A 24,235-nucleotide genomic window follows, 5' to 3' on the forward strand; every position below is an offset into this window, starting at 1 on the left:
CGGCGTCGTGGGTGTTCCGGGCGGTTTCCCGCTGCCCGGAACACCCGGTGTCCGGTCAGGCGGGGCCGGGGAGTTGATCGCGTACCCATGCGGGGTCGGGGTTGGTGTGCGGTCGGCCCCCGACGACGACGGTCGGCACGGTCTCGTTGCCGTCGTTGGCCGCCCTCACCACCGCCGCTCCGGCCGGGTCACGCCAGATGTCGACCCAATGCGCCCGGCGGGCGCCGCGGCCCAGCCGGATGCGCAGGCGCAGACAGTACTTGCAGCCCGGTCGCCAGAAGACGACCGGTCGGCCGTCGACCGCGCTGCGGCTCTGTGCCTCCAGCGCCCCGATCGACCTCGGGAAGACCAGAGGGGAGTGCATAGTGGCGAGCAGCACGAACACCACGAGGACCACGGCGGCGGTGACACGGTCACCGCCGAGGAACGACCCGGCGGCAACGACCGAGCCACAGAGGACGAACAGAATCGGCAGGTTCCAGGCGCGCATCATGAGGCCCTAGGCTACGGCGGGACGGCGGCCGGTCAGGGCGTCGAGATGAGCCCGGCGGGACTCCGCCGTCTGACCCTGGACCAGGAGGAACAGGGCCTCGCGCGCGAGGCGTTGCGCCCGGGCGGACAGGAGCAGCGCACGGCCGCCGCCGGTGACCACCGCCGCCGTGGTGGCCGTCCGCATCAGGTCGTACGCCCGTATCCGGAGGGCCAGCCGCTCCTCCAGATGCTCGTGCGGTGCCGCACGGTCGGCCAGGGCGTAGGCCCCGCCCCGTACTTCCTCCAGGCGGGCGCGCAACGGTACGGCGTCCTCCTCGTCCAGCAGGCCGAGTGCCGCCTCGGTGATCCCGAACACCGCCGGTGAGGTGCTCACGGTCTTCGACCGGTCGCCCGCCGCCCACTGCTCATAGGGCGAACACAGGGCCACCGCCTCCTCGGGCAGCCAGAGTCCGTCCAGTTCGAGTGACACCGTGCGCGCGGCGGTGAGGGCCGCGAGGCGGAGGGGTCCGGAGGCGCGCAGGCCCGGCTGTTCCCGGGCCTCGGCGAAGGCGAACAGGGCCTCGCCGGTGTCGGTGACCCCGGCCAGCAGCATGACGTCGTTCAGGCCCCAGCCGGTGTACCAGGGCACGGTTCCGTCGAACCGCAGGCCGCCCCGTTCCCTGGTGACACGCACCGGGGTCCGCGGGTACCGGCGGATATGGGCGTACGCCACCCCGGACAGCAGCTCGCCGCGTGCCAGGGGCCCCAACAGGCGCTCACGCACCGGCAGTTCGCTCTTCGTCAGCGTCAGTACGGGCGTGTGGTGCTGCGTCTGCACGAACCAGGTCGAGCAGCAGGCCCCGGCCAGGATCTCGGCGGTGCGCCGTACCACCGCCGCGGGCGCGCCCGAGCCGCCGTACTCCACCGGTGCGCTCATCCCGAGGAGCCCCGACCGCTTGACCGCCTCTACATGGCTCATGGGCACCCCCTCCTGGTCCACCCGTTCGGCGTTCGGGACGAGCAGGTCCTGTGCGAGCCGCCGGGCGCGGTCGAGGAGAGGATGTGCTGCGGTGGCCATGGCGAGGATTCTCCCGTTGCCGTCGGGTGGGGTGTCGCCGCGGGACCCTGTCGTTCGTTGGAGGGGTGGAACAAGCCGCACGGCGTCAAGGAGGACATCATGAAGTACTACCTGCTCAGCGTGGTTCAGCCCAGTGGGGGACAGCCGCCGTCGGCGGAGGCGCTCGCGGGGATCATGCGGGACGTGGAGGCCTTCCACGAGGAGCTGCGCGCGGCCGGGGCCTGGGTCTTCGCCGGGGGACTGTCCGGCCCGGAGACGGCCACCGTGCTGCGGCCCGAGGGCGACGAGGTGCGGGCCACCTCCGGGCCCTGGATCCAGGGCCCGGAGTATCTCGGCGGGCTGTGTCTGATCAAGGCCCCCGATCTGGACGCGGCCCTGGAATGGGGCCGGAAGGCGGCCCGGGCCACCACCCTCCCGATCGAGGTGCGTCCCTTCCTGCACCCGGCGGACGACTGAGTCCGCCCGGGCCGGCCGCGGGCCCGCGCGCTCGGTGGCGTAAGGGCCCGGACCGATCCGTTCCCCCCGCGGTCGTCGAACGGCGCGCGTGCGTCTCAGGGGCCCGGTGGCGGTGGCACGGGCTCCGAGGGGGCGGAGCCCGTACGCGGGCCCGTACGCGCGGCGGCAAAAACGCACAGGCCCAGCCAGCCCCCGGCGAACAGCCAGCCGCCCAGGACGTCGGAGAACCAGTGCACGCCCAGATACACCCGGGTCAGCCCGACCAGGACACCCCAGGCGAGCACGACGGCCAGCAGGGCGGCTCGGCCGCGCGGGGCGCGCACAAGGATCGCCAGGGCCAGCAGCCCGGCGGTGATCGCGGACGTCGACGTATGTCCCGAGGGGAAGGACCAACGGGAGGCGTGGGTCGCCCAGTCCCCGACGGCCGGGCGGGGGCGCGCCACCAGGGACATCAGCCCGTACCGCACGGCCTGGCCCGCGGCCAGACACGCCAGGCAGGCGGCCAGGGCGAGGGCGCGCCGCCGTGGCGTGCGCCCCATCGTCAGACCCGCCAGGGCGGCCAGCACAAAGGGCACCCAGCCCGTCCCCGTGTCGGTCACCGCTCGCGCCACCGCGACCGCCGCCGGCGGACGGTGGCCGACCGACCAGTCCAGCAGGTCCTCGTCGCCGAACAGCGGGGCGCCGCCGTGCCCCCGAGCGATCAGCGCCAGCAGCGCGAAGGCCGCCAGGGCGCCCAGCGCGACCGAACCGGCGACATCGGCCGCCTCCTCCCGCCTCACGGCCGCGTCCCGAGGACGGCCACCGTGCGCGGCGGTGCGGTGCGCGATGCTGCGCGCATGGGCGTGAGCCCCTCTCATAATGGACGGGTGACGGACGCACGGGCCGGTCCCGGGCGGGTCCGTCAAGACTACAATTCTGTAGACGGCCCACGGAGAAGCAGACGACGGAGGGGTGAGGAAGGTTCCATGACCGAAGCCAAGGACGAGCGCCGCCCGGCGGGCGAACTCGAAGCCAGTGTCATGGCCGCCCTCTGGGCTGCGGGCGCCCCCCGGACCCCCGGTCAGGTGCAGCTGAGCCTCGGCGGCGGACTCGCCCGCACCACGGTGACCACGATCCTGTCCCGGCTGCACGAGAAGGGCGTCGTCGACCGCCGCCGCGAGGGCCGGGGCTACGCCTACTTCCCGGTCCAGGACGCCCATGGACTCACCGCCCGGCGCATGCACACCGAGCTGGACCGGGACAGCGACCGGCACACGGTGCTGGCCCGCTTCGTCGCCCAGCTCACCGAGGACGACGAGCGCGTCCTGCGGGACCTGCTGGAATCCGGTGAGCAGTGATCTACCTGCTCCTGCTGGTGCCGATCGCACTGCCCCTGGCGATGCCCCCGCTCGCGCGGCGCGCACTGGAACGGCTCACCCCCACCACCGCGCTCTGGGCGGTCACCGGGTCCGCGGTCGTCCTCGCCTGCTGCTCACTGACCGCGCTCGGCGCCTTCGTCCTCACCGGTCTGCTCAAGGTTCCGCTGTTCGCCGCGTTCGGTGAGCTGGTGCGCCCGCTGCGCACCGGGTCGAACATGATCGTGGTGCCCGCCGCTGCTTTCTCGGTGGGCGCGCTGGCCGTCTGCGCGTGGACCGTGGGCCGTACGGTGCTGCGTCAGGCCCGGGCCTTCCGCACCGCGACCAGCGAGGCGGACCGGCGCGTCACCGCGGGCGACCTCTGTGTCATCGACTCCCCGCACCCGGACGCCTACGCCCTCCCCGGACGGCCGCACCGCATCGTCGTCACCACCGGCATGCTGCGCACACTGGGCCCGGACGAGCGGGAGGCGCTGTTCGCCCATGAGCGGGCCCACAACGCCGGCGGACACCACTACTTCCTCGCGCTCGCCGAGCTCGCCGCGCACTGCCACCCCGGGCTGAGCCCGGTGGCTGGGACCATCCGGCTCGCGGTCGAGCGGGTGGCCGACGAGGCCGCCGCCGAGGCGGTCGGGGACCGGCGGCTGACCGCCCGCGCCATCGGCCGCGCCGCGCTCGCCAGCCGCACGGCCCCCGAGGAGCGGCCCTCCTTCGCGCCCGCCGCCACCACCGGACCGGTGCCGCAGCGGGTCGCCGCCCTGCTCCAGGCCCCGCGGCCATCGCATCGGGCCGCCCGCCTGACCGCCGCGCTCCTCATCGCCTGCACCGCGCTCTCCGCCTGTGCCTCGGCGACCGGAGTCATCGGCTTCCACCACGAGGTCGAGGTCGCCCAGGGCGAGCGGGGCCGCTGACCCGTCCCCGTCCCCGTCCCCGTCAGCCGGTCCCGTGGCCGGTGAACGGCGGCCCCTGGACCCGTACCAGAGCACTCGTACCAGAGCACTTGACGGGATGCCGTACGCTTCGTGTTACGTATAACGCCCTACAACGCCGCACCCCGGAAGGTCCGATGAGACGCGTCGCCCTGGTCACCCTCGTCGTCGACGACTACGACGAGGCCATCCGCTTCTACACCGGGGCCCTCGGATTCCGGCTCGCGGCCGACGAGCCCCGGGCGGACGGTTCCCGATGGGTGGTCGTCGAGCCCGGCGCCGCCGGCCACGGCACCGGACTGCTGCTCGCCCGGGCCAAGGACGAGGCGCAGCGCGGCCGGGTCGGCGACCAGACCGGCGGGCGTGTGGGCTTCTTCCTGCACACCGACGACTTCGCCCGCGACCACGCCCGGATGGCCGCGGCCGGCGTGACCTTCCTGGAGGAGCCACGCCACGAGCCGTACGGCACCGTCGCGGTCTTCCAGGACCTGTACGGCAACCGCTGGGACCTGCTCCAGCCCGCCGACTGATCCTCCCCCCCGATCCGTCCCGTCCCCCCCCGTCCTGACCCGCTCAGCGAACCATCTGCCGAGGAACACCGCACATGACCCCCCAGCGCATCGACAGCGACACCGTCCGCCGCCTCCCCAAGGCCGTCCTGCACGACCACCTCGACGGCGGCCTGCGCCCCGCCACCCTGGTGGAGCTCGCCCGTTCGGTCGGCCACACCCTGCCCACCACCGACCCCCGGTCCCTCGCCGACTGGTACTACGAGGCGGCCAACTCCGGCGATCTGGTCCGCTACATAGCGACCTTCGAGCACACCCTCGCCGTGATGCAGACCCGTGAGGGCCTGCTGCGTACCGCCGAGGAGTATGTGCTCGACCTCGCCGAGGACGGCGTCGTCTACGGCGAGGTGCGCTACGCCCCCGAGCTGATGGTGAACGGCGGCCTCACGCTGCCCGAGGTCGTGGAGACCGTGCAGGAGGGGCTCGCCGCGGGCATGGCGAAGGCGGCCGCCGCGGGCACCCCGGTCCGGGTCGGCACCCTGCTGTGCGGGATGCGCATGTTCGACCGCTGCCGGGAGGTCGCCGACCTCGCGGTGGCGTTCCGTGACGCCGGTGTGGTCGGCTTCGACATCGCCGGCGCCGAGGACGGCTTCCCGCCCGCCGACCACCTCGCCGCCTTCGAACACCTGCGCAGCGAGAGCGTGCCCTTCACCATCCACGCGGGCGAGGCGTACGGCCTGCCCAGCATCCACCAGGCGCTCCAGGTCTGCGGGGCCCAGCGCATCGGCCACGGGGTGCGCATCACCGAGGACATCGTGGACGGCAAGCTCGGCCGGCTCGCGGGCTGGGTGCGCGACCGCCGTGTCGCCCTGGAGATGTGCCCGACCTCCAACCTCCAGACGGGCGCCGCCTCCTCGATCGCCGAGCACCCCATCACCGCGCTGAAGGACCTCGGCTTCCGGGTCACCCTCAACACCGACAACCGTCTGGTCTCCGGCACCACGATGACCCGCGAGATGACCCTGCTGGTCGAGGAGGCGGGCTGGGGGATCGAGGACCTGCGCATGGTCACGGTGAACGCGGTCAAGAGCGCCTTCATCCCGTTCGACGAGCGCAACGCCCTCATCCGGGACGTGATCCTGCCCGGCTACGAGGCCGCGCTCTGAGGCAGCCCCCGTGCATAGGCGGCCTGTCCGACGTGCTGCAGATCGTCGGACAGGACGCTGACCAGCCGCACCCCCAGGGTGACCGGCGGCTCCCAGCGTTCGTCCACGACGCGCTCGAGGTCCTTGGCGGTCACCCCCTCCAGGGCCTCGAGCGTCTGTGCGTGCACGGCGTCGTAGTAGCCGCTCAGCAGGTCCCCGGAGCCGACCCGTACCTTGGCGACCTTCGCAGGACTGTGCCCGTAGCCGGTGTCCAGGCGCGGCAGACCCAGCCCGAAGCGCTTGTCCCAGCCCCCTGACGGCCACACCTGCTCCAGCCCGAAGGCGTCGGCGACATGGTCGTCCTGGACACGGGTGAGATGCCAGATCAGCCAGGTGACGGAGTTGGCGCCGGCGGCCGGGGAGGCGTTGAGCACCTCGGGCGCGACTCCGTCGACGACGGCATGGACTTCTTCCTGGATACGGCTGAAGCCGTCGATGAGGATGTCCTTCGCATGCATGGGTCCACCATCGCGCATCACGGCACGAGGAGCCCGGCGGCGTGGCGCCGCGCGCCGCACGCGAGGAGCCGGGCGCCGGTCATCCGGCCGGGACGCCGTCCTTCACGTCCGCGGTCAGCAGGCCCATCAGCGCCCGGGCCGCGGGGCTGGTCGCCTCCTGCGGCGGCAGCATGGCGACGGTCTCGTACTCGGCGGCGCCCCGGAACGGCAGCGACGCCAGGGTGGACGCCTCCCGCTTGTGGCCGAAGTGGCGCGGGACGACGGCGACACCGAGTCCCTCGTGCACCAGGTCCAGCAGGCTGTGCACGTCGTTGACCTCCAGCGTCACCGTCCGCTGGACGCCCGCTCCCGTGAACACCGCGTCGGTGGTGCGGCGCGGCCCCCAGTCGGGGTGGAAGTCCACGAACGCCTCGCCGCCCAGGTCCTCCGGCGTCACGGGGCCGCCGTCGGCGAGCGGATGTGTGGGATGGCAGAGCACGGTCATCGGCTCGCTCGTCAGCGGTACGGACCGCAGCTGGTCGGTGTCCGTCTGGGGCCGCACCGCGAACGCCAGGTCCAGCCGGCCGGCCGCCACCTCCTCGGCGAGCGCTCCGGACCCCGCCTGCCGCAGCCGGATCTCCACATCCGGATGGCGCCGCCGGAACCGGGCGAGCAGCCGGGCGACGTCCACACCGGCGATGCACTGCTCGGTGCCCAGCGACAGGGTGCCGCGCAGTACGCCCTGCACGGCGGCCACCGCCTCACGGGCGGCGCGCACCTGGGCGAGGATCCGTTCGGCCTCCACCAGCAGGGCACGGCCGGCCTCGGTGAGCATGACGCTGCGGGTGGTGCGCACGAACAGCGGGGCCTGAAGCTCCCGCTCCAGGGCGCGCACCGAGGCGGACAGACCCGACTGGGACACCATCAGCCGTTCCGCTGCCCGGGTGAAGTGCCGGTCCTCTGCGACCGCGACGAAGTGCTGGAGATGGCGCAGTTCCATGATTGAGAAGCCTAGACGCTCAATCCCATCCGATTCCTCTGTTGGACCGCTGTCGGACGGACGGTCCACAGTGGACCTCGTCGTCTGTAGACCCCCTGGAGTGCAGTTTTGTACACGGCAGATCCCGCCCGTTACGAGGCCATGCCCTACCGCCGCACCGGACGGAGCGGCCTCAAGCTGCCCGCGCTGTCCCTCGGCCTGTGGCACAACTTCGGCCCCGACCGCCCGGTGGAGACCCAGCGGCAGATCCTGCGCCGCGCCTTCGACCTCGGCGTCACGCACTTCGACCTGGCCAACAACTACGGCCCGCCGCCCGGTGCCGCCGAGTCGGCCCTCGGCGAGGCGCTGAAGGCCGACTTCACGCCGTACCGTGACGAGCTGGTCATCTCCACCAAGGCCGGTTACCTCATGTGGCCGGGCCCGTACGGTGAATGGGGCTCGCGCAAGTATCTGCTGTCCTCGCTCGACCAGAGCCTGCGGCGGATGGGCCTGGACCACGTCGACATCTTCTACTCGCACCGCCCCGACCCGGAGACTCCGCTGGAGGAGACGATGGGTGCCCTGCACTCGGCGGTCCAGCAGGGCAAGGCGCTGTATGTCGGTATCTCCAACTACTCGCCGGAGGAGACCCGCGAGGCCGCCCGTATCCTCGGTGAGCTGGGCACCCCGCTGCTGATCCACCAGCCGCGCTACTCCATGCTGGACCGGCGCCCCGAGGAGGGGCTGCTGGACGCCCTGGACGAGCTCGGGGTGGGCTCCATCGCCTACTCGCCGCTGGAGCAGGGCCTGTTGACCGCCCGCTACCTCGACGGCATCCCGGAGGGCTCACGGGCCGCGAGCGACAGCCCGTTCCTGACCGCGGACGCGGTCACCGAGGACCTGGTGGGCCGGCTGCGCACGCTCGACGAGATCGCCAAGTCCCGCGGCCAGTCGCTGGCCCAGCTGGCCCTGGCCTGGGTCCTGCGCGGTGGCCGGGTGACCTCGGCCCTCGTCGGCGCGAGCAGCGCACGCCAGCTGGAGGACAGCGTCGCGGCGATCCGCAACCTGGACTTCGACGAGGACGAACTGGCGCGGATCGACGCGGCCGTCAAGGCGTGATCCGATCCGGCGGCCCCGGGGCGAGCGTGCCTCGGGGCCGCCGGCCATGCGGTCACCATCATGGGGTCCCACGGTTCACTCGGTGGCCCGGTGACCCCGAGGCTCACTGGGCCGGCGACGTGGCCGGACAGGCGCTGTGATCCGGCCGTCCCGCGCACGGCCGGCCGGTGCCCTGGTACGTGATCAGGCTGGGCATGCGGTCGGGCCGAGCGCCTGCCGGCCCGGCGAGCTGTGGGCCGGTCGCGTACCGGACACGGGATCGTGTCGGGCTGCCGGGCGGGATCGGTCTCGACGCCGCCGCCCGGACGCACGGCGAGAACCCTCAACACCCCACCCGTGCCGAGGACATCGCCCCGCACGGCACCGGGGCCCGGCGGCGGGTGACGACCGGGCGGGACGGCGCCGGGGACGGCCGCGCGGGGCGTAGCGGTTGTGACGCGGCACGACCTGGCCAAGACTGGCGGAGTACGGGCAAATCGACTACGGCGGGTGATACGTCCGTGTGTCGCCGCCGGACGGGTGGTCAACCGTGACGATCTCACCCTTCGGGTCAGGCGACCCCTTCTCCGAACTGTTCGACCGGTTCTTCGGGATGAGCCCGGCGACCTCGCCGCCGGCCGTGCAGCGCGTGCCCATCGGACGTCTGCTCAGCGACTCCGCGCACGAACTGCTCGCCGCCGCCGGCGCACGGGCCGCCGAGGACGGCTCCGATCTCGACGCGGTGCATCTGCTGTGGGCCGCCACCCAGGTGCCGGCCGCGCGCCAGGTGCTGGAGCAGGCCGGCGCGGATCCCGACCGGCTCGCCGCCGATCTGCGGGAGGCGCTGCCCTCCGGGACCGGCACCGGGGAGCCCGCGCTCACCCCGGCCGCCAAGCGCGCGCTGCTCGCCGCCCATGCCCGCTCCCAGGCGACCGGTGCCTCCTACATCGGTCCGGAGCACATCATCGCCGCGCTTCTCGACGACCCGCGCTCCCCGCTGGCCCGGACGCTCAGGGCCGAGGGCGCCTCCCCTGGCGCGCTGGGCGGCGCCGGACGGGAAGGGCGGGCGGCGGCCGGACATCCCGACACCCCGACCCTCGACGAGTACGGGCGCGACCTCACCGACGAGGCGCGCGGCGGGCGGCTGGACCCGGTGGTCGGCCGGGCCGCCGAGATCGAACAGACCGTGGAAGTGCTGTCCCGCCGCACCAAGAACAACCCCGTGCTCATCGGCGACCCCGGCGTGGGCAAGACCGCGATCGTGGAGGGACTGGCGCAGCGCATCGTCGCCGGGGAAGTGCCCAAGGCGCTGCGGGACCGCCGCGTGGTGGCCCTCGACATGGCAGGTCTGGTCGCCGGATCCCAGTACCGGGGCCAGTTCGAGGAACGGCTGAAGAAGGTCATCGACGAGGTCACCGAGGCCAAGAAGGGGATCATCCTCTTCGTCGACGAACTGCACCAGGTCGTCGGCGCGGGCGCCACGGGCGAGGGCTCCATGGACGCCGGCAACATTCTCAAGCCCGCGCTGGCCCGCGGCGATCTGAGCGTGGTCGGCGCCACCACCATCGACGAGTACCGCAAGCACATCGAGAAGGACGCCGCGCTCGAACGCCGCTTCCAGCCGGTCATGGTGCCCGAGCCCTCCGTCGAGGAGACGGTCGAGATCCTGCGCGGGCTGCGCGACTCGTACGAGGCCCACCACCAGGTGCGCTACACGGACGAGGCGCTGGACGCCGCGGCGGCGCTCTCCGACCGCTACATCAGCGACCGGTTCCTGCCCGACAAGGCCATCGACCTCATGGACCAGTCCGGCGCCCGGGTGGGACTGCGCAGCGTGGGCGAGTCCACCGAGACCGAGGAACTGGAGGACGACCTCAAGCGGCTGAAGCGGGAGAAGGACGAGGCGGTCAGCACCGAGGACTTCCTGCGGGCCGGCGAACTCAAGGAGAAGATCCGCGAGTTGGAGGAGCGGCTCGGAGGGCTCGGCGAGGGCGGCGTACCGACCCCGACCGTCACCGTGGACGACATCGCCCAGGTGCTCTCCGCACGCACCGGCATTCCGGTCTCCCAGCTGACCGAGACCGAACGCGAGCGGCTGCTGAAGCTGGAGGACCTGCTGCACCAGCGGGTCATCGGCCAGGACCAGGCGGTCACCGCGGTCGCCCAGGCGGTACGGCGCGGCCGGGCCGGCATGGGCGACCCGGACCGGCCCACCGGCAGCTTCCTCTTCCTCGGCCCCACCGGCGTCGGCAAGACGGAACTCGCCAAGGCGCTCGCGGAACTGCTCTTCGGGGACCCCGACCGCATGGTCCGCTTCGACATGAGCGAGTTCCAGGAGAAGCACACCGTCTCCCGGCTGATCGGCTCCCCGCCCGGCTATGTCGGCTACGAGGAGGCCGGTCAGCTCACCGAGGCGGTGCGCCGCAAGCCGTACAGCGTCGTGCTGTTCGACGAGGTGGAGAAGGCCCACCGGGATGTGTTCAACCTGCTGTTGCAGGTCCTGGACGACGGACGGCTCACCGACGCCAAGGGACGCACGGTCGATTTCCGCAACACCGTCGTCATCATGACCAGCAACATCGCCTCGAAGCACATCCTGGACCACCAGGGCGACATCGAGGAGATCAGGGACGATCTGACGGCCGAGCTCCAGGCCCACTTCCGCCCCGAGTTCCTCAACCGGATCGACGAGGTCATCGTCTTCCACTCGCTGAGTCGCCAGGACCTGGTGCAGATCGTCGACCTGCTGCTCGAGGGCACCCGGCGCCGGCTGCGCGCCCAGCAGATCGGGCTGGAGGTCACCGAGGCGGCCGAGGAGTGGCTGGCCGACCGTGGCTACCAGCCGGAGTTCGGCGCCCGGCCGCTGCGCCGCACCATCCAGACCGAACTCGACAACCGGCTGTCCAACATGCTGCTGGACGGCACGCTCGACCCGGGTGACACGGTCATCGCCGATGTCGTGGACGACGAACTCGCCCTGCGCCTCAAGCCCAGGCCGGCACCGGAGGCGACGGAACCGGCGCCGCCCTCCGCCGCGCCGGAGACCTGACGCACGGCGGACGACGGCCCCCGGCCGGGCCCGGTCTCCCCGTAGGGCACGGACCCGGCCGGTCCGGTGTTCCGGGGCGATGCCTCAGGGTGTTCAGTCCGCCGCTCCCGCCGGGACACGGTCGAGGAAGCCGTGGACGCTGCGGATGCGGCCGTCGTCGGCCAGCACGATCACGTCGAAGCCGGCCACCGGGGCCGAGCCGTCCGCCTCGCTGACCAGTTCCCAGCCGAAGCGGGCGGTGTCGTGGTGCCCGTCCACCGCGCCCGACAGACGGAAGGAGAACCCCGGGAACTGCTGGTGCGCCCCCGCGATCACGGCGGCGATCTCCTCGGGGCCGCGGGCGTCGGCCAGCGGGTCGGTGTAGCGTCCGTCCGGGGCCCAGGCCGCGGCGACCGCCTTGGTCAGTGCCTGGGGGTCACCCGCGTTCCACGCCTCGAAGTAACGGGCGACGGCGGACTCATGGCGGTTGGTGTCTGCGGACATGGCGGATCAGCCTCCATCGAGGTCGTATGTGCTGGTCAAGGGCCGGTTCCTAGGAACGGTGCGCCTCGGGACCGACAGGTGCCACCCTGCCCGGCGGCCTTCTGCCTCGTCGATTACCTCCCGGGTAAGAGCTCCGAACAAAAGTGGGCGCCGCCCGCCGGGCCCCACTTTTGTTCGGAGCTCTAAGCGAGGGCCCGGTGGGTGGGATCGTCCCGTTTCGGCCATGTGCGGGGGCGAACGTGCCTGGAGACTGGCTGAAATCGCGTGGTGACAGAGGGTCAGGGGTGGCGATACTCGATGTGAGGGTGATGAGGCCACGATCGAGAAGCGTCACCACGCGCCGTGTCCCGGTCGCCCACGTGCACAGTGAGCGCATGCAAGGCATCACGGGCCGACCCGGCACCGAGCACCGCACTGGGGGACGATCGTGCACGACGAATTCCTTTGCCATGTGACGGCATACGGCGTATGCGGCGGCCGGCGCATCGGTGTTCCCCTGGGCACCTATCGGGCCCCCACCCTCGCCCTCGCGCTGTGGTGGATGCGGGACCGCGCCTCCTGGATCGCCGAACGGCTCGACCCGCAGCCCGGCAACCCCCTCTTCCCACCGAACTCCATCGCCCCCGTCGCCGAGACCGTCCCCGATGTGCCCGGAGTGCTCCGTGCCTGGTGCGGCGACACCGACCGGCAGGAGGAGGCGGCCGACGAACTGGCCGCGGGCAGACTGGTCCGCATCGCCATCAGCGACGAGACCACGGAGTACGAACTGCTCGCCGAGTCCGTGGACGCCGTACGCATGCAGCGGTTCGTCCCGGCGCTCTCCACCCCGGCCGCCTAGGGGTGGGTGCGCGTGCCACGGTGGTATTCACCCAGGGCGGAACTCCGTGCCCTTCCCGTGGCTCCCCCGGTCCCTAGGCTGGAGCGGTGAGTACTCATGCGCCCGATGAAGCCCGCGTCATTCCGTTGCGCCCGCACACCGCGCCGCCCCGCACCGAGGAGGCGTCCCGGCCCCCTCGGCAGCAGGCGCCCGGGCCTTCCGCGCCCAGGGAGCCCCTGTGGCGCGACCTCGTCGGTGAGGTGCTGCGGCGTGAACGCCTCGCACAGGAACGCACCTTGAAGGACGTCGCCGAGACGGCCCGGATCTCGATGCCGTATCTGTCCGAGCTGGAGCGCGGCCGCAAGGAGGCGTCGTCGGAGGTCCTCGCGGCCGCCGCCAGAGCCCTCGGGCTCGGCCTCGCGGACCTGCTCTCGCTCGCCCAGGACGAGTTGGCGCGGCCCACCCGCACCCGGCCCGTCCGTACGCCGGTCGGACGCCCCCACACGTCGCCGACGGCCCGCCGCAACGGCCTGTGCCTGGCCGCCTGACGGTCCGTCGGCGGAATCCGGCCCCGGCCCGTACACCGGGGCCGGGCGCCGGCATTCCGCGGGCGCGCCGGGCGCGGGCTTTCGGCAGCCGTGCCGGGAGCCGCGCGCCGGCCACCCGCATGGCCGGGATCAGGCTCCTGCGCGCCCGGAGCCGCCGTCAGGCGAAGGCGAGCCGTCGGTTCAGCACCTCGTCGGCGAGACCGTAGGCCACGGCCTCCTCGGCGGAGAACACCTTGTCGCGGTCCATGTCGGCCCGCAGGGTCGCCACCTCGTGACGGGTGTGCCGGGAGAGGACCTCCTCGACCTGGGCGCGGATCCGGAGCATCTCCTTGGCCTGGAGACTGAGGTCCGAGACCGTGCCCTGTCGCCCGGCACTGGCCGGCTGCCCGAGCAGCACCCGGGCGTGCCGGAGCACGAACCGCCGCCCCGGGTCCCCGCCGGCCAGCAGCACCGCCGCCGTGGAAGCGGCCTGTCCCACGCAGAACGTGGAGACGGGTGCCTGTACGAACGTCATGGTGTCGTAGATCACCATCAGTGAGGTGAACGATCCGCCGGGCGAGTTGATGTAGATCGAGATCTCCTGCTCCGGGTTCGACGACTCCAGATGCAGGAGCTGCGCGATGACGACATTGGCGACGCCGTCGTCGATCTCGGTGCCGAGAAAGACGATCCGCTCGTTGAGCAGCCGGCTGAAGACGTCGTACGACCGTTCGCCCTGAGCGGTCCGCTCGACGACATAGGGAACCGGGTACGAACCCATGTCACAACCCCATCCGTCGGCGCGAGGCGGCCGGGCGGACATCGGCGAGCGACTCCAGAACCCGGTCCACCATCCCGTACTCCTTGGCCTGTTCGGCGGTGAACCAGCGGTCACGGTCCCCGTCCCGCGCGATGGTCACCTCGTCCTGCCCGGTGTGCTCGGCGGTGATCCGCTCGATGGTCCTCTTGGTGAACTCCAGGTTCTCCGCCTGGATCGCGATGTCGGCCGTGGTGCCGCCGATGCCCGCCGACGGCTGGTGCATCATGATCCGTGCGTTCGGCAGCGCGAACCGCTTTCCGGGCGCCCCCACGGTGAGCAGGAACTGGCCCATGCTGGCGGCGAAACCCATCGCCAGCGTCGACACGTCATTGGGGATGAGCCGCATCGTGTCGTAGATCGCGAGCCCCGCGGTGACGGAACCGCCCGGGCTGTTGATGTACAGCCCGATGTCCGTGCGCGGGTCCTCGGCCGACAGCAGCAGCAACTGCGCGCACACCCGGTTCGCCGAGACCTCGTCGACCTGGGTGCCCAGAAAGACGATGCGCTGGGCGAGCAGCCCGGCGGCGAGGTGGTCGTCGAAGCGACTGGGTGGTGTCTCGCCCTCCTGGGCGTGGGGCGAGAGCGTGGTGAGTGGAGCCATCGGTCCTCCTTGTCGTGGCCCGGATGCCGTCGGCTCCACTCTTGACCTCGGACGGTCCCCGGAGGCGATTTCTCTGCCCGCGGCAGATTCGCCACGGGCAGAGCGCCCCCGCGCCCGGCAGCTCCTCGGGCCGGCGGGTGCGGTCGAGTCGCTCGTACAGGTCGTCGGGGTGGCTCCCGGCCGTGAGCGATGAGTTTCGGGGAGAGCGGTAGTCGGTACAGGTGATCCGGGTACCGCGCTCCAGGAGGTTTTTCATGGTCACCGACGGATTCACCACCTGCCTCTGGTTCGACGGCCGGGCGGAGGAGGCCGCCCGGCACTATGTCTCGATCTTCAAGAACTCCGCCATAGGGCGGATCGCCCGCTCCACGGAGGCCGGGCCGGTCCCCGCCGGGGCGGTGATCACCGTCGACTTCGTGGCGAACGGCCAGCGCTTTGTCGCGCTGAACGGCGGCCCGAAGTTCACCTTCAACGAGTCGGTCTCCTTCCAGATCCACTGCGACGACCAGGAGGAGGTCGACCACTACTGGACCGCCCTCACCGAGGGCGGCGGAGAGCCGGGCGCCTGCGGCTGGCTCAAGGACCGGTACGGGGTGTCCTGGCAGGTGGTCCCGAAGAGGCTCATCGAGATGCTCGACGACCCGGACCGCGAGAAGGCGGCCCGCGCCGTAGGGGCGATGCTCGCCATGGGCCGGCTCGACATCGCCGCCCTGGAGCAGGCGTACGCGGGGGAGTAGCGGCGCGGAGTCACGGCCGGTCCGCCCTGTCGGGGTCGACCGGCCGTGGTCCGGCACCGGCACCCGGCAGGGATCGGCCAGGCGTCGAAGGGGCCTCCGCCGGGTCTTGTCGCCGTCCCGGCGCGCCGCCTAGAGTTCCGGTCCGTAAGGTTCGGGCTCCGGGTCGAAACTTTCGATCCGGAGACCTTCGTGTCCCGACGCGGACCCGGAAAGGACTGCCGCCCATGCGGACGTACACCAACCCCGTGATCGGCGGCTTCCATCCCGATCCCAGCGTCTGCCGGGTCGGCGACGACTACTACCTGGTGTGCTCCAGCTTCGAGTACTTTCCCGGGGTCCCGCTCTTCCACAGCCGCGACCTGGTCCACTGGCGGCAGATCGGCAATGTGCTGGACAGGACCGAGCAGCTGGACCTGCCGGACGACCTGCCCGCCTCGGACGGCGTCTACGCGCCCACGCTCCGCCATCACGACGGCCGCTTCTACATGATCACCACCAAGGTGGGCGGCGAAGGCAACATCATCGTCACCGGTGAACGCCCCGAGGGCCCCTGGTCGGACCCGGTCCAGGTCGATCTGCCCGGCATCGACCCCGACCTCGCCTGGGACGACGACGGCTCCTGCTGGTGCGCCGTCTCCGGCGTCCAGGTGGCCCGCATCGACCCGGCGACCGGTGAGGTCCTGGAAGGCCCGCTGCCCGTCTGGTCCGGTACGGGACTGCAGTACCCCGAGGCGCCGCATCTGTACCGCATCGGTGCCTGGTGGTATCTGATGCTGGCCGAGGGCGGCACCGCGCACGGGCACAGTGTGTCGATCGCCCGCGCCCGCTCCCCGCGCGGACCCTATGAGCCGGCCCCGGTCAATCCGATCCTCTCCCACCGCAGCACCGACCTGCCGATCCAGAGCACCGGCCACGCCGACCTGGTGTCGGCGCCCGACGGCACCTGGTGGATGCTGCTGCTCGGCACCCGGCCCCGTGGGTACTTCCCCGAGTTCCATGTACTGGGCCGTGAGACGTTTCTGACCCCGGTGGAGTGGGTGGACGGATGGCCCCGGGTGGGGCCGGTACGCGAGCGCCACCCGGCGCCGGCGGCCTGGCATCCCGTCGAACCGCCGCCGGTACGGGAGGAGTTCGACACCGGGGACCTGGCGCCCCACTGGATCTCCCCGCGGCGCAGGCCGGACGGCTCCTGGTCGCTGAAGGAACGGCCGGGGTGGCTGATTCTGACCGCGACCGGGGACACGCTCGACCGCCCCGGGCACACCCTCCTCGGCCGCCGGCAGCAGCACCCCGACTGCCGGGCGGAGGCCCGCATGGACCCCGGCACGGGCCGGGGCGGTCTCTCCGTGCGCATCGACGAGGCCCACCACTACGACATCGAGGTCGGCGAGGGCACGGTGAGCGTGCTCGCCCGCATCGGCCCGCTGAGCCAGTGCGTGGCACGTCGGCAGGTGCCGCCGGGCGAGGTCACCGTGACCGTCGAGATCCGTACGACCGGCGTACTGCCGCCCACCGTCACCGGCGCCGAGAGCGCGCCGGGCGAAGGGCTCGGTGTCCGGGCCGGCGGACCGGACACCATCACCTTCTCCCTCGGCGGACCGGCCCCCGTGCGCCTGGCGGAACTCGACGGCCGCTATCTGTCCACCCAGGTCGCCACCGGCTTCACCGGCCGGGTGATCGGCATGTACGCCACCCGGGGCCGCGTGGCCTTCGACTGGTTCGACTACGAGCCCATGGCCGGCTCCCAGGACTGAGAGCGGGTGGGGGCGGGGGCGCGCCGCGCACCGGGGACTTTTCCACGGAACCGCGGCAGACGCCTTTCGTTCCCCTCATTTCCCACCTTCACACACGCCGGCTCAACCAGTTTCCATCACGGTTGAACACCTCCCGTGACGCGTGCGTATCAACAGACGTCCAGGCGCCCCCAGTCGGCAGCCGCCGAGGACAACGCACCCTCGTCCAGGAGGTCCAGAGTTGAGTCACAAACGCCTGCCCAAGCGCAAGACCGCGATAGCGGCGGGAAGCGTGGTGGCGGTGGGAGCCGCGGCCCTGCTGCTGCCCAACGCCAACGCGTCCCAGACGGACGCGTCCGGCGACTTCACCCCGAGCACGCTCAAGGCGGCCGATGTACCGGACCGTGCCGACAAGCTGGCCTCCCAGCTGGGGGACGCGTTCGCAGGCTCGTACTACAACGCCGACAAGCAGCAGATGGTCGTCAATGTGGTGGGCGACGACAGCAAGGCCGTCGAGGCCGTCAGAAAGGCGGGCGCGGTCCCGCATCAGGTGCAGAACAGCACCGCCACCCTCGAGATGGCCGCCAGCACGCTCCGGACCCGGGCGGCGATCCCCGGCACCGCGTGGTCCGTCGACCCCCGGACCAACGAGATCGAGGTCATCGCCGACCGCACCGTCACCGGCTCCCGGTGGAACTTCCTGGAGTCGACGGTCGACAACCTGGGCTCCGGGGTGGCGACCCTCAAGAAGTCCACCGGGACCTTCAAGACCTTCGCCTCGGGCGGCGACGCCATCTTCTCCCAGGTGAACGGGGGCGGCGTCCGCTGCTCCCTCGGCTTCAACGTCACCGCGAGCGACGGCAGTCCCGCCTTCCTGACCGCCGGACACTGCGGTGTCGCCGCCCGGCAGTGGTCCGACTCCCAGGCCGGAAGCCCCATCGCCACCGTCGACCAGGCCACCTTCCCCGGCCGGGGCGACTTCTCGCTGGTCACCTATGACGACCCCGCCACCCAGGCGCCGAGCGAGGTCGACGCCGGCAACGGGCAGATCGTGCCCATCAACCGGGCCGCGGAGGCGGTGGTGGGCCAGCAGGTCTTCCGGATGGGCAGCACCACCGGTCTGCACGACGGCACCGTCACCGGCCTCAACGCCACCGTCAACTTCCAGAGCGACACGAGCCCGTCCGGCGTCGACACCGTCACCGGGCTCATCCGGACCAATGTCTGCGCCGAGCCCGGCGACAGCGGCGGTTCCCTGTTCACCAAGGACGGCGGCGCGGTCGGTCTGACCTCGGGCGGCAGCGGCGACTGCACCCGGGGCGGCGAGACCTTCTTCCAGCCGGTGACCACCGCCCTCCAGGCGACCGGTGCGACCCTCGGCGAGAGCGGCACCGCCGCCGGCTCCGCCCAGCAGGGCGCCGACCCCGGTGCCCCGGCGGGCGGTACGGCGGACCAGTCCGCCATGGCCGACGACCGGCACGGTCGGTCGCACCACGGCGGAGCGGGATCGCACCGCTGACCGGGACGCCGTAACGGCAGCAGTACGCCCGCCCGGGCCGTCAACACTCGTCCCCCGGGCGGGCGTTCTGCATCCCCCCGCCTGCAGGGTGGGCACCCCGTACGACGCCCGCCCCGCCACCCGGTGCGAAGGGCCCGTCTCCGCGTGGCGGATCGGCGGGGGCGGACGACCCGTTCGGGTGATCGTCGGACGGCACCCGCGGGCGCACGGGGCGCCCCGTCGCTCCCCTGAACACGGTCAGGGCACCGGTCGACATGGTTCGTACCGCGTGCCACCCGACCGACACGAACGGTCCGTCATGTCCGAGGGGGCTGCGCCGGCGACGGGGAAGCGCTGTAATTGCAGGGTGGGCAGTGAGGGCGCTGCGGCGCGCGGGTCGAGGACGCTCCGTGCCGAACTTGCCCTGAAGGCCCTGGTCGCGGACCTCGAACCAGGTGAACGCCTGCGCCGCGTACTCGAACAGGGGCTGGTCTTCGCCGGAGCGGCCCTCACCGCCGCCTATACGCCGGACGGGGCCGCCGACACGCTGTCCCTCGTCGATTCGGCCGGTGTGCCGCGAACGCTGTACGGGCTGCGGGAGTCCTACCCCCTCCCAGGTGCGAGCCCCGTCGCGGACGCCCACCGCACCGGACAGCCTCTCTGGCTCACCGCCCGGGACCTCGGCGCCCGCGCCGATGCGCACCGCCTGCCCGTCAGGGACTTCTCCCTGGCCGCCGTGCCGCTGGGCGCCGGTGGCTGTCTGGTCGCCGTCGGCGACGGCCCGGACGGCTTCGACGACGAACAACGCTCCTGTCTCCGGCTCCTGGCCGGGGCCGTGGCCCGACCGGCCCCGGCCAGGGGCGGCACCGGTCGGCCGCCCGGAAGCTCCTTCAGCCTCGCCGTGGGCAGCGGCCGGATCGACGTCGACGACGAGACGCTGGACCTGTTCGGTGTGGAACGGCACGGCTTCGACGGCCGGGTGGAGACCCTGCTGGCCCGCACCGTGCCGGAGGACCTGCCCTCCCTGATGTCCGTGGTCGAGGCCGGCCACCGGTCCATCGGTGAGCGGGAGCTGGAGTTCCGTATCCTCCAGCCCTCCGGCGAGCCGAAGTGGCTGCGGCTGCGGGGGCGTCTGCTGCCCGCCGGGGACGGCCGCCCGGCCCGGCTGGTCGGCACGGTCGCGGACGCCTCCAAGCTGCGCCCCGCCGTCAGCGATGTCACCCGGATCCAGCGACTCGCCGCGGCCCTCGCCACCGCGGGCACCGTCCGCGACGTGGGCGGGGCCGTGGTCGCCGCACTGCGCACCCCGCTGGGGGCCGACCGGGTCGCCCTCGCCGAGCTGGAGTCGGACCGGCTGGTCGTCACCGTCCTGGACCCGCCCGAACCGGAGGCCTGGCCCCAGCTGTGGCGGAGCGAGTGGCGCTCGGAGTGGCCCGACGCGCCCGTACGCGCCATGCCGACCCTCGCCGCCGCACTGCGCGAGGGCCGCGCCGCGATCTGGTCCGTCGGCGCCGACCTGGAACCCGCGCTCGCGGAGGTCGGCCCCGGTGGCCTCGCCGTACTGCCGCTGCCCGCCGGGGGCAGCGTGGCCGGCGTCTGTCTGATCGGCTGGGACGACCCGCACGACTTCGGACCCGACGAACGCGCCCTGCTCACCGCCGTGGCCGGCCTCGCCGGACAGGCACTGGTACGCGCCCACGCCTTCGACGCCGAGCATGAACTCATCAGCATGCTCCAGCGCGCCCTGCTGCCGCGCCGGCTGCCCCGGCTGCCCGGTGGGGAAGCCGTCGCGCGCTATCTGCCCACCACCGCGGGCCTGGAACTCGGCGGCGACTGGTACGACGTGATCCCGCTGCCCGACAACCATGTCGCCTTCGTCATCGGCGACGTCCAGGGCCACAACGCCGGCGCCGCCACCCTGATGGGCCAGATGCGTACGGCCCTGCGCGCCTACGCCGCCGAGGGACACCCCCCGGACGTGGTCGTCTCGCACGCCAACCGGCTGCTGGTGGAGATGGAGTCCGACCTCTTCGCCACCTGCTGCTATGTCGATGTCGACATGGAGGAGGGCACCGCGTGGAGCGTGCGCGCCGGACACCTCCCGCCGGTGCTGCGCCACCCGGACGGCAGCACCGAGATCCCCGAGTCGGAGGGCGGACCGCCGCTCGGCGTCCTCACCCAGGCCGACTTCCCGATGAGCCCACTGGCGCTGAGGCCCGGCACGGTCCTCGCCCTGACCACCGACGGACTGGTCGAGTCAGCCGACCTCGACATCGAGGACGGTCTGGCGCGTCTGTCCGGCGAACTGTCCGCCGCCGACCCCGGCCACCTCGGTACGGTCGCGGACGCCCTGCTCGCCGGCGCCAACCGCAGCGACGACGTGGCGCTGCTGCTGATGCGCTACGACGGTATGGCGGTACGCCCGCGGCGCGAGAGCTGGACGGTGTGGCGGGTGCCCGAAGCGGTGCGGCACGCCCGCCGCTTCACCCTGCGTGCCCTGCGTGTCTGGGGCGTGTCGGAGGAACGCGACACGATCCTGCTGGTCGTGTCCGAGCTGGTCACCAACGCCCTGGTGCACACCGACGGCCAGGTCCGTCTCGACCTCGCCCTCTTCCACCAGCGGCTGCGTATCGCGGTCGCCGACGCCTCGCCCCGCACACCGGTCAAGCCGACCAGTATCGGCTGGGAGGCCACGGGGGGCCGCGGCATCCTGCTCGTCGAGGCCGTGTCGGCGACCTGGGGGGCCCTGCCGGTCGGCGGCGGCAAGCAGGTGTGGGCGGACATCGCCCTGGAGGGGGAACCGCAGGCCGGCGGTTAATCCGTTGCCTCGACGAGGGACTCCTGCTGCACTGCTTCTGACCCGTCGTCAGGACCGAGGAGCCGCAATGCGCACAGCGTTCATGTCCACCCAGGCACACACCACCCCCCTTCCGAAGGACATGACGCTTCGTGCACACACTGAACCTGGGAATCCTGGCCCATGTGGACGCCGGTAAGACGAGCCTCACCGAGCGGCTTCTGCACACGGCCGGAGTCATCGACGAGATCGGCAGCGTCGACGACGGCAGCACCCGGACCGATTCCCTCGCGCTGGAGCGGCGGCGCGGCATCACCATCAAGTCCGCCGTGGTCTCGTTCGCGCTGGACGACATCACCGTCAATCTGATCGACACTCCGGGACACCCCGACTTCATCGCCGAGGTGGAGCGGGTGCTGAGCGTGCTCGACGGCGCGGTGCTCGTCGTCTCGGCGGTGGAGGGCGTCCAGGCCCAGACGCGCATCCTGATGCGGACCCTGCGGCGGCTGCGGATTCCCACGCTGGTCTTCGTCAACAAGATCGACCGCCGTGGCGCCCACCACGACCGTACGCTCCGGGCGTTGGCCACCCGGCTGACCGGCGCGGTCGTCCCCATGGTCCGCCCGCACGGCCTCGGCACACAGGACGCCGGGGTACGGCCCCACGGCGCCCAGGACCCCGGGTTCGAAGGGCAGTTGCTCGATGCGCTCGCCGAACACGACGAGGCCCTGCTGACCACCTATGTCCAGGACACGGTGTCGTACGAACGGCTGCGCGCCGCCCTGGTGGAGCAGACCCGGCGCGCCCGGGTCCACCCGGTGTTCTTCGGCTCGGCGATCACCGGCGCGGGCGTCCCGGAGCTGGTGGAAGGCATCAAGGAACTGCTGCCGGCCGCCGAGGGCGACCCCGAAGGGCCGGTCTCCGGCACGGTCTTCAAGGTCGAACGGGGCGCCGCGGGCGAGAAGATCGCCTATGCGCGGGTGTTCTCCGGGACCGTACGGAACCGTGACCGGCTGCTGCTCCACGACGGCAGGGAGGGCAAGGTCACCGCGACCGGGGTCTTCGACGGGGGCGCCGACATCCGTGAGGCACCCGTGACGGCCGGCCGGATCGGCAAGCTCTGGGGGCTTGCGGACATCCGCATCGGCGACTGCTTCGGCGACCCGCCCCGGGCGGACGGGACACAGCACCACTTCGCCCCGCCCACCCTGGAGACGGTCGTCGTGCCCGCCCGCGCGCGAGAGCGGGGAGCCCTGCATCTCGCGCTGACCCAACTGGCGGAGCAGGACCCGCTGATCGGTCTGCGGCAGGACGAGATCCGCCAGGAGATCTCCGTCTCCCTCTACGGCGAGGTGCAGAAGGAGGTCCTCCAGACGACCCTCGCCGAGGAGTACGGCCTCGAGGTCACCTTCCGGGAGACGACACCGCTGTGCGTCGAACGGCCCGTCGGCACCGGCGCGGCCGTCGAGTTCAACAAGAAGGACCCCAACCCCTTCCTCGCCACCGTCGGCCTGCGCATCGATCCGGCTCCGGTCGGATCGGGCGTGGAGTTCCGCCTGGAGGTCGAACTCGGCTCGATGCCGTACGCCTTCTTCAAGGCCGTCGAGGACACGGTGACCGAGACCCTGACGCAGGGCCTGCACGGCTGGCAGGTCACCGACTGCACGGTCACCATGACGCACTCCGGCTACTCCCCGCGCCAGAGCCATGCCCACCAGGGCTTCGACAAGAGCATGTCCAGCACCGGAGCGGACTTCCGGGGCCTGACCCCCCTGGTCGTGATGAGCGCGCTGCAGTGCGCCGGCACCCAGGTGTTCGAGCCGATGCACCGCTTCCGGGTCCGGGCCCCGGCGGACACGCTCGGCGCGCTGCTGCCGGTGCTCGCCCGGCGGCGTGCCGTGCCGGGGACCACGGAACTGCTCGGCGATGCCTGTGTCCTGACGGGCCGGGTGCCGGCGGCCCAGGTGCACGCCCTGGAGCAGTCGCTGCCCGGACCGACCCATGGCGAGGGCGAGTGGGAGTCGGAGTTCGACCACTATGCGGCGGTGACGGTCGGTGCGCCGCCGGACCGCCCGCGCACCGACCACGACCCGCTCGACCGCGAGACCTATCTGATGCGGGTGCTGCGGAGGATGCCGGGGCAGGCGGCGGAGGTGAACTGACCGGAGGGGGGCATCCGTCGGCGCCGGGTGCGGTCCGGACCACGCACGTGCGGCTCCCGCTCCCGGCACACCGCGGCCCGTCGGGCGCGGGGTCCTGTGCGCCTCCCGGGTGAGGACGGACGTCGTCCCGTGACCGCCCGGGGCCCGGTGCCGTTGCTGAGGGCATGATCTCAACACGACGTATCGTCGCCGCGGTCGGTCTCGCCGTCGGCGTCACGGGTCTGGCCGCTCCGATGGCCGCCGCGGCCCCCGCCGGAACCGCGGACCCGGGGAGCGCGAACCCGGTCACCGTGCTCGACTCACTGGCCCGCAGCGACATCCCGGCGCAGCACAAGGACGAGATTCCGCGGCCCTCCCGGCAACTCGAGGGCCTCAACGAGTTGCACCGCGCCACCGACCTGGCCGCCCCCGCCACGGGGTTGCTGCCGTAGTACATCCGGCGCGACGACGCCCTGGGCCCCCGGCGGGAACGCCGGGGGCCTTGTCGTGCCCGG

Annotated in this window: 23 protein-coding genes; 15 read left to right on the top strand and 8 right to left on the bottom strand. The window is 72.4% G+C overall.

Annotated elements, in window-relative coordinates; translation table 11 throughout:
* Positions 1–55: 55 nt before the first annotated feature.
* Together CP978_RS32200 and CP978_RS32205 are read right to left on the bottom strand one after the other, a co-directional pair.
* Entirely contained in the window at positions 56–493 is a 438-nt protein-coding gene (locus tag CP978_RS32200) for a glutaredoxin domain-containing protein (protein ID WP_043446860.1), read from the bottom strand.
* A gap of 6 nt (positions 494–499) precedes the next feature.
* The gene (locus CP978_RS32205; protein WP_043446863.1) at positions 500–1,549 is read right to left on the bottom strand and encodes an acyl-CoA dehydrogenase family protein; all 1,050 of its coding nucleotides are present in this window, start codon (positions 1,547–1,549) and stop codon (positions 500–502) included.
* Between the two features lie 99 nt (positions 1,550–1,648).
* Here CP978_RS32205 and CP978_RS32210 point away from each other — a divergent pair, with 99 nt between their 5' ends.
* Positions 1,649–2,005, top strand: a complete 357-nt coding sequence (locus tag CP978_RS32210; protein WP_043450074.1) for a YciI family protein — start codon at positions 1,649–1,651, stop codon at positions 2,003–2,005.
* 95 nt (positions 2,006–2,100) lie between these two features.
* Here CP978_RS32210 and CP978_RS32215 read toward each other — a convergent pair whose 3' ends face one another.
* Positions 2,101–2,784, bottom strand: a complete 684-nt coding sequence (locus CP978_RS32215; protein WP_052454421.1) for a phosphatase PAP2 family protein — start codon at positions 2,782–2,784, stop codon at positions 2,101–2,103.
* A gap of 186 nt (positions 2,785–2,970) precedes the next feature.
* Between CP978_RS32215 and CP978_RS32220 the strand changes: the two genes are divergently transcribed.
* From CP978_RS32220 to CP978_RS32235, 4 genes are all read left to right on the top strand, one after another.
* Entirely contained in the window at positions 2,971–3,342 is a 372-nt protein-coding gene (locus CP978_RS32220) for a BlaI/MecI/CopY family transcriptional regulator (RefSeq protein ID WP_043446865.1), read from the top strand.
* Complete coding sequence (locus CP978_RS32225) at positions 3,342–4,271, top strand: M56 family metallopeptidase (protein WP_150478406.1); 930 nt, start codon at positions 3,342–3,344, stop codon at positions 4,269–4,271. The genes CP978_RS32220 and CP978_RS32225 overlap by 1 nt, the downstream gene beginning before the upstream one ends.
* A 155-nt stretch (positions 4,272–4,426) precedes the next feature.
* Positions 4,427–4,819, top strand: a complete 393-nt coding sequence (locus tag CP978_RS32230; protein WP_043446870.1) for a VOC family protein — start codon at positions 4,427–4,429, stop codon at positions 4,817–4,819.
* Between the two features lie 74 nt (positions 4,820–4,893).
* Entirely contained in the window at positions 4,894–5,964 is a 1,071-nt protein-coding gene (locus CP978_RS32235) for an adenosine deaminase (protein ID WP_043446873.1), read from the top strand.
* Here CP978_RS32235 and CP978_RS32240 read toward each other — a convergent pair.
* Positions 5,946–6,461: a mycothiol transferase gene (locus CP978_RS32240; protein ID WP_043446876.1), complete on the bottom strand. Its 516-nt coding sequence runs from the start codon at positions 6,459–6,461 to the stop codon at positions 5,946–5,948. The two genes, CP978_RS32235 and CP978_RS32240, sit on opposite strands and share 19 nt — an antisense overlap.
* A 79-nt stretch (positions 6,462–6,540) precedes the next feature.
* A complete protein-coding gene (locus CP978_RS32245; RefSeq protein ID WP_043446879.1) occupies positions 6,541–7,440 on the bottom strand; it encodes a LysR family transcriptional regulator in 900 nt (299 codons plus the stop codon).
* A gap of 108 nt (positions 7,441–7,548) precedes the next feature.
* Here CP978_RS32245 and mgrA point away from each other — a divergent pair, with 108 nt between their 5' ends.
* Both mgrA and CP978_RS32255 read left to right on the top strand, forming a co-directional pair.
* Positions 7,549–8,538, top strand: a complete 990-nt coding sequence (gene mgrA / locus CP978_RS32250) for an L-glyceraldehyde 3-phosphate reductase (RefSeq protein ID WP_043446881.1) — start codon at positions 7,549–7,551, stop codon at positions 8,536–8,538.
* 529 nt (positions 8,539–9,067) lie between these two features.
* Positions 9,068–11,566 carry an ATP-dependent Clp protease ATP-binding subunit gene (locus CP978_RS32255; RefSeq protein ID WP_043446884.1) on the top strand — a complete coding sequence of 833 codons (2,499 nt, stop codon included), beginning with the start codon at positions 9,068–9,070 and terminating at the stop codon, positions 11,564–11,566.
* Between the two features lie 93 nt (positions 11,567–11,659).
* Here CP978_RS32255 and CP978_RS32260 read toward each other — a convergent pair whose 3' ends face one another.
* Entirely contained in the window at positions 11,660–12,049 is a 390-nt protein-coding gene (locus CP978_RS32260; protein WP_043446887.1) for a nuclear transport factor 2 family protein, read from the bottom strand.
* 427 nt (positions 12,050–12,476) lie between these two features.
* On the opposite strand from CP978_RS32260, the gene CP978_RS32265 reads away from it, so the two are divergent.
* A complete protein-coding gene (locus tag CP978_RS32265) occupies positions 12,477–12,887 on the top strand; it encodes a hypothetical protein (RefSeq protein ID WP_043446889.1) in 411 nt (136 codons plus the stop codon).
* Positions 12,888–12,973: 86 nt separating this feature from the next.
* On the top strand, positions 12,974–13,414 hold the full coding sequence (locus CP978_RS32270; protein WP_043446891.1) for a helix-turn-helix domain-containing protein: 441 nt from the start codon (positions 12,974–12,976) through the stop codon (positions 13,412–13,414).
* Between the two features lie 157 nt (positions 13,415–13,571).
* Here the strand turns inward: CP978_RS32270 and CP978_RS32275 are convergent, their stop codons facing one another.
* Both CP978_RS32275 and CP978_RS32280 read right to left on the bottom strand, forming a co-directional pair.
* A complete protein-coding gene (locus CP978_RS32275; RefSeq protein ID WP_043446892.1) occupies positions 13,572–14,174 on the bottom strand; it encodes a ClpP family protease in 603 nt (200 codons plus the stop codon).
* 1 nt (position 14,175) lies between these two features.
* Positions 14,176–14,814 (bottom strand): ATP-dependent Clp protease proteolytic subunit, encoded by a 639-nt coding sequence (locus CP978_RS32280; protein ID WP_043446894.1) that lies wholly within the window; start codon positions 14,812–14,814, stop codon positions 14,176–14,178.
* Positions 14,815–15,068: 254 nt separating this feature from the next.
* Here CP978_RS32280 and CP978_RS32285 point away from each other — a divergent pair, with 254 nt between their 5' ends.
* The 6 genes from CP978_RS32285 to CP978_RS32310 all read left to right on the top strand — a co-directional run bounded on the left by CP978_RS32285 (position 15,069) and on the right by CP978_RS32310 (position 24,172).
* Positions 15,069–15,551, top strand: coding sequence for a VOC family protein (locus tag CP978_RS32285; RefSeq protein WP_043446896.1), 483 nt, complete (start codon positions 15,069–15,071; stop codon positions 15,549–15,551).
* A 224-nt stretch (positions 15,552–15,775) separates the two neighbouring features.
* Complete coding sequence (locus CP978_RS32290; RefSeq protein ID WP_043446897.1) at positions 15,776–17,305, top strand: glycoside hydrolase family 43 protein; 1,530 nt, start codon at positions 15,776–15,778, stop codon at positions 17,303–17,305.
* Positions 17,306–17,525: 220 nt separating this feature from the next.
* Positions 17,526–18,803 carry a S1 family peptidase gene (locus tag CP978_RS32295; RefSeq protein ID WP_052454422.1) on the top strand — a complete coding sequence of 426 codons (1,278 nt, stop codon included), beginning with the start codon at positions 17,526–17,528 and terminating at the stop codon, positions 18,801–18,803.
* 346 nt (positions 18,804–19,149) lie between these two features.
* On the top strand, positions 19,150–21,600 hold the full coding sequence (locus tag CP978_RS32300) for a SpoIIE family protein phosphatase (RefSeq protein ID WP_043446899.1): 2,451 nt from the start codon (positions 19,150–19,152) through the stop codon (positions 21,598–21,600).
* A 131-nt stretch (positions 21,601–21,731) separates the two neighbouring features.
* Positions 21,732–23,741 (top strand): elongation factor G, encoded by a 2,010-nt coding sequence (locus CP978_RS32305; protein ID WP_043446900.1) that lies wholly within the window; start codon positions 21,732–21,734, stop codon positions 23,739–23,741.
* A 164-nt stretch (positions 23,742–23,905) separates the two neighbouring features.
* Positions 23,906–24,172 carry a hypothetical protein gene (locus CP978_RS32310; RefSeq protein ID WP_043446901.1) on the top strand — a complete coding sequence of 89 codons (267 nt, stop codon included), beginning with the start codon at positions 23,906–23,908 and terminating at the stop codon, positions 24,170–24,172.
* The last annotated feature ends 63 nt before the right edge of the window (positions 24,173–24,235 follow it).

Origin of the sequence: Streptomyces nodosus, from assembly GCF_008704995.1 — a bacterium.
Classification (GTDB): domain Bacteria; phylum Actinomycetota; class Actinomycetes; order Streptomycetales; family Streptomycetaceae; genus Streptomyces; species Streptomyces nodosus.

Coding starts and splice junctions, on each gene's coding strand:
- CP978_RS32310 (WP_043446901.1), top strand. CDS start 23,906: ATGATCTCAACACGACGTATCGTCGCCGCGGTCGGTCTCGCCGTCGGC.
- CP978_RS32260 (WP_043446887.1), bottom strand. CDS start 12,049: ATGTCCGCAGACACCAACCGCCATGAGTCCGCCGTCGCCCGTTACTTC.
- CP978_RS32220 (WP_043446865.1), top strand. CDS start 2,971: ATGACCGAAGCCAAGGACGAGCGCCGCCCGGCGGGCGAACTCGAAGCC.
- CP978_RS32280 (WP_043446894.1), bottom strand. CDS start 14,814: ATGGCTCCACTCACCACGCTCTCGCCCCACGCCCAGGAGGGCGAGACA.
- CP978_RS32200 (WP_043446860.1), bottom strand. CDS start 493: ATGATGCGCGCCTGGAACCTGCCGATTCTGTTCGTCCTCTGTGGCTCG.
- CP978_RS32275 (WP_043446892.1), bottom strand. CDS start 14,174: ATGGGTTCGTACCCGGTTCCCTATGTCGTCGAGCGGACCGCTCAGGGC.
- CP978_RS32240 (WP_043446876.1), bottom strand. CDS start 6,461: ATGCATGCGAAGGACATCCTCATCGACGGCTTCAGCCGTATCCAGGAA.
- CP978_RS32285 (WP_043446896.1), top strand. CDS start 15,069: ATGGTCACCGACGGATTCACCACCTGCCTCTGGTTCGACGGCCGGGCG.
- CP978_RS32235 (WP_043446873.1), top strand. CDS start 4,894: ATGACCCCCCAGCGCATCGACAGCGACACCGTCCGCCGCCTCCCCAAG.
- CP978_RS32245 (WP_043446879.1), bottom strand. CDS start 7,440: ATGGAACTGCGCCATCTCCAGCACTTCGTCGCGGTCGCAGAGGACCGG.
- CP978_RS32205 (WP_043446863.1), bottom strand. CDS start 1,549: ATGGCCACCGCAGCACATCCTCTCCTCGACCGCGCCCGGCGGCTCGCA.
- CP978_RS32210 (WP_043450074.1), top strand. CDS start 1,649: ATGAAGTACTACCTGCTCAGCGTGGTTCAGCCCAGTGGGGGACAGCCG.
- CP978_RS32230 (WP_043446870.1), top strand. CDS start 4,427: ATGAGACGCGTCGCCCTGGTCACCCTCGTCGTCGACGACTACGACGAG.
- CP978_RS32290 (WP_043446897.1), top strand. CDS start 15,776: ATGCGGACGTACACCAACCCCGTGATCGGCGGCTTCCATCCCGATCCC.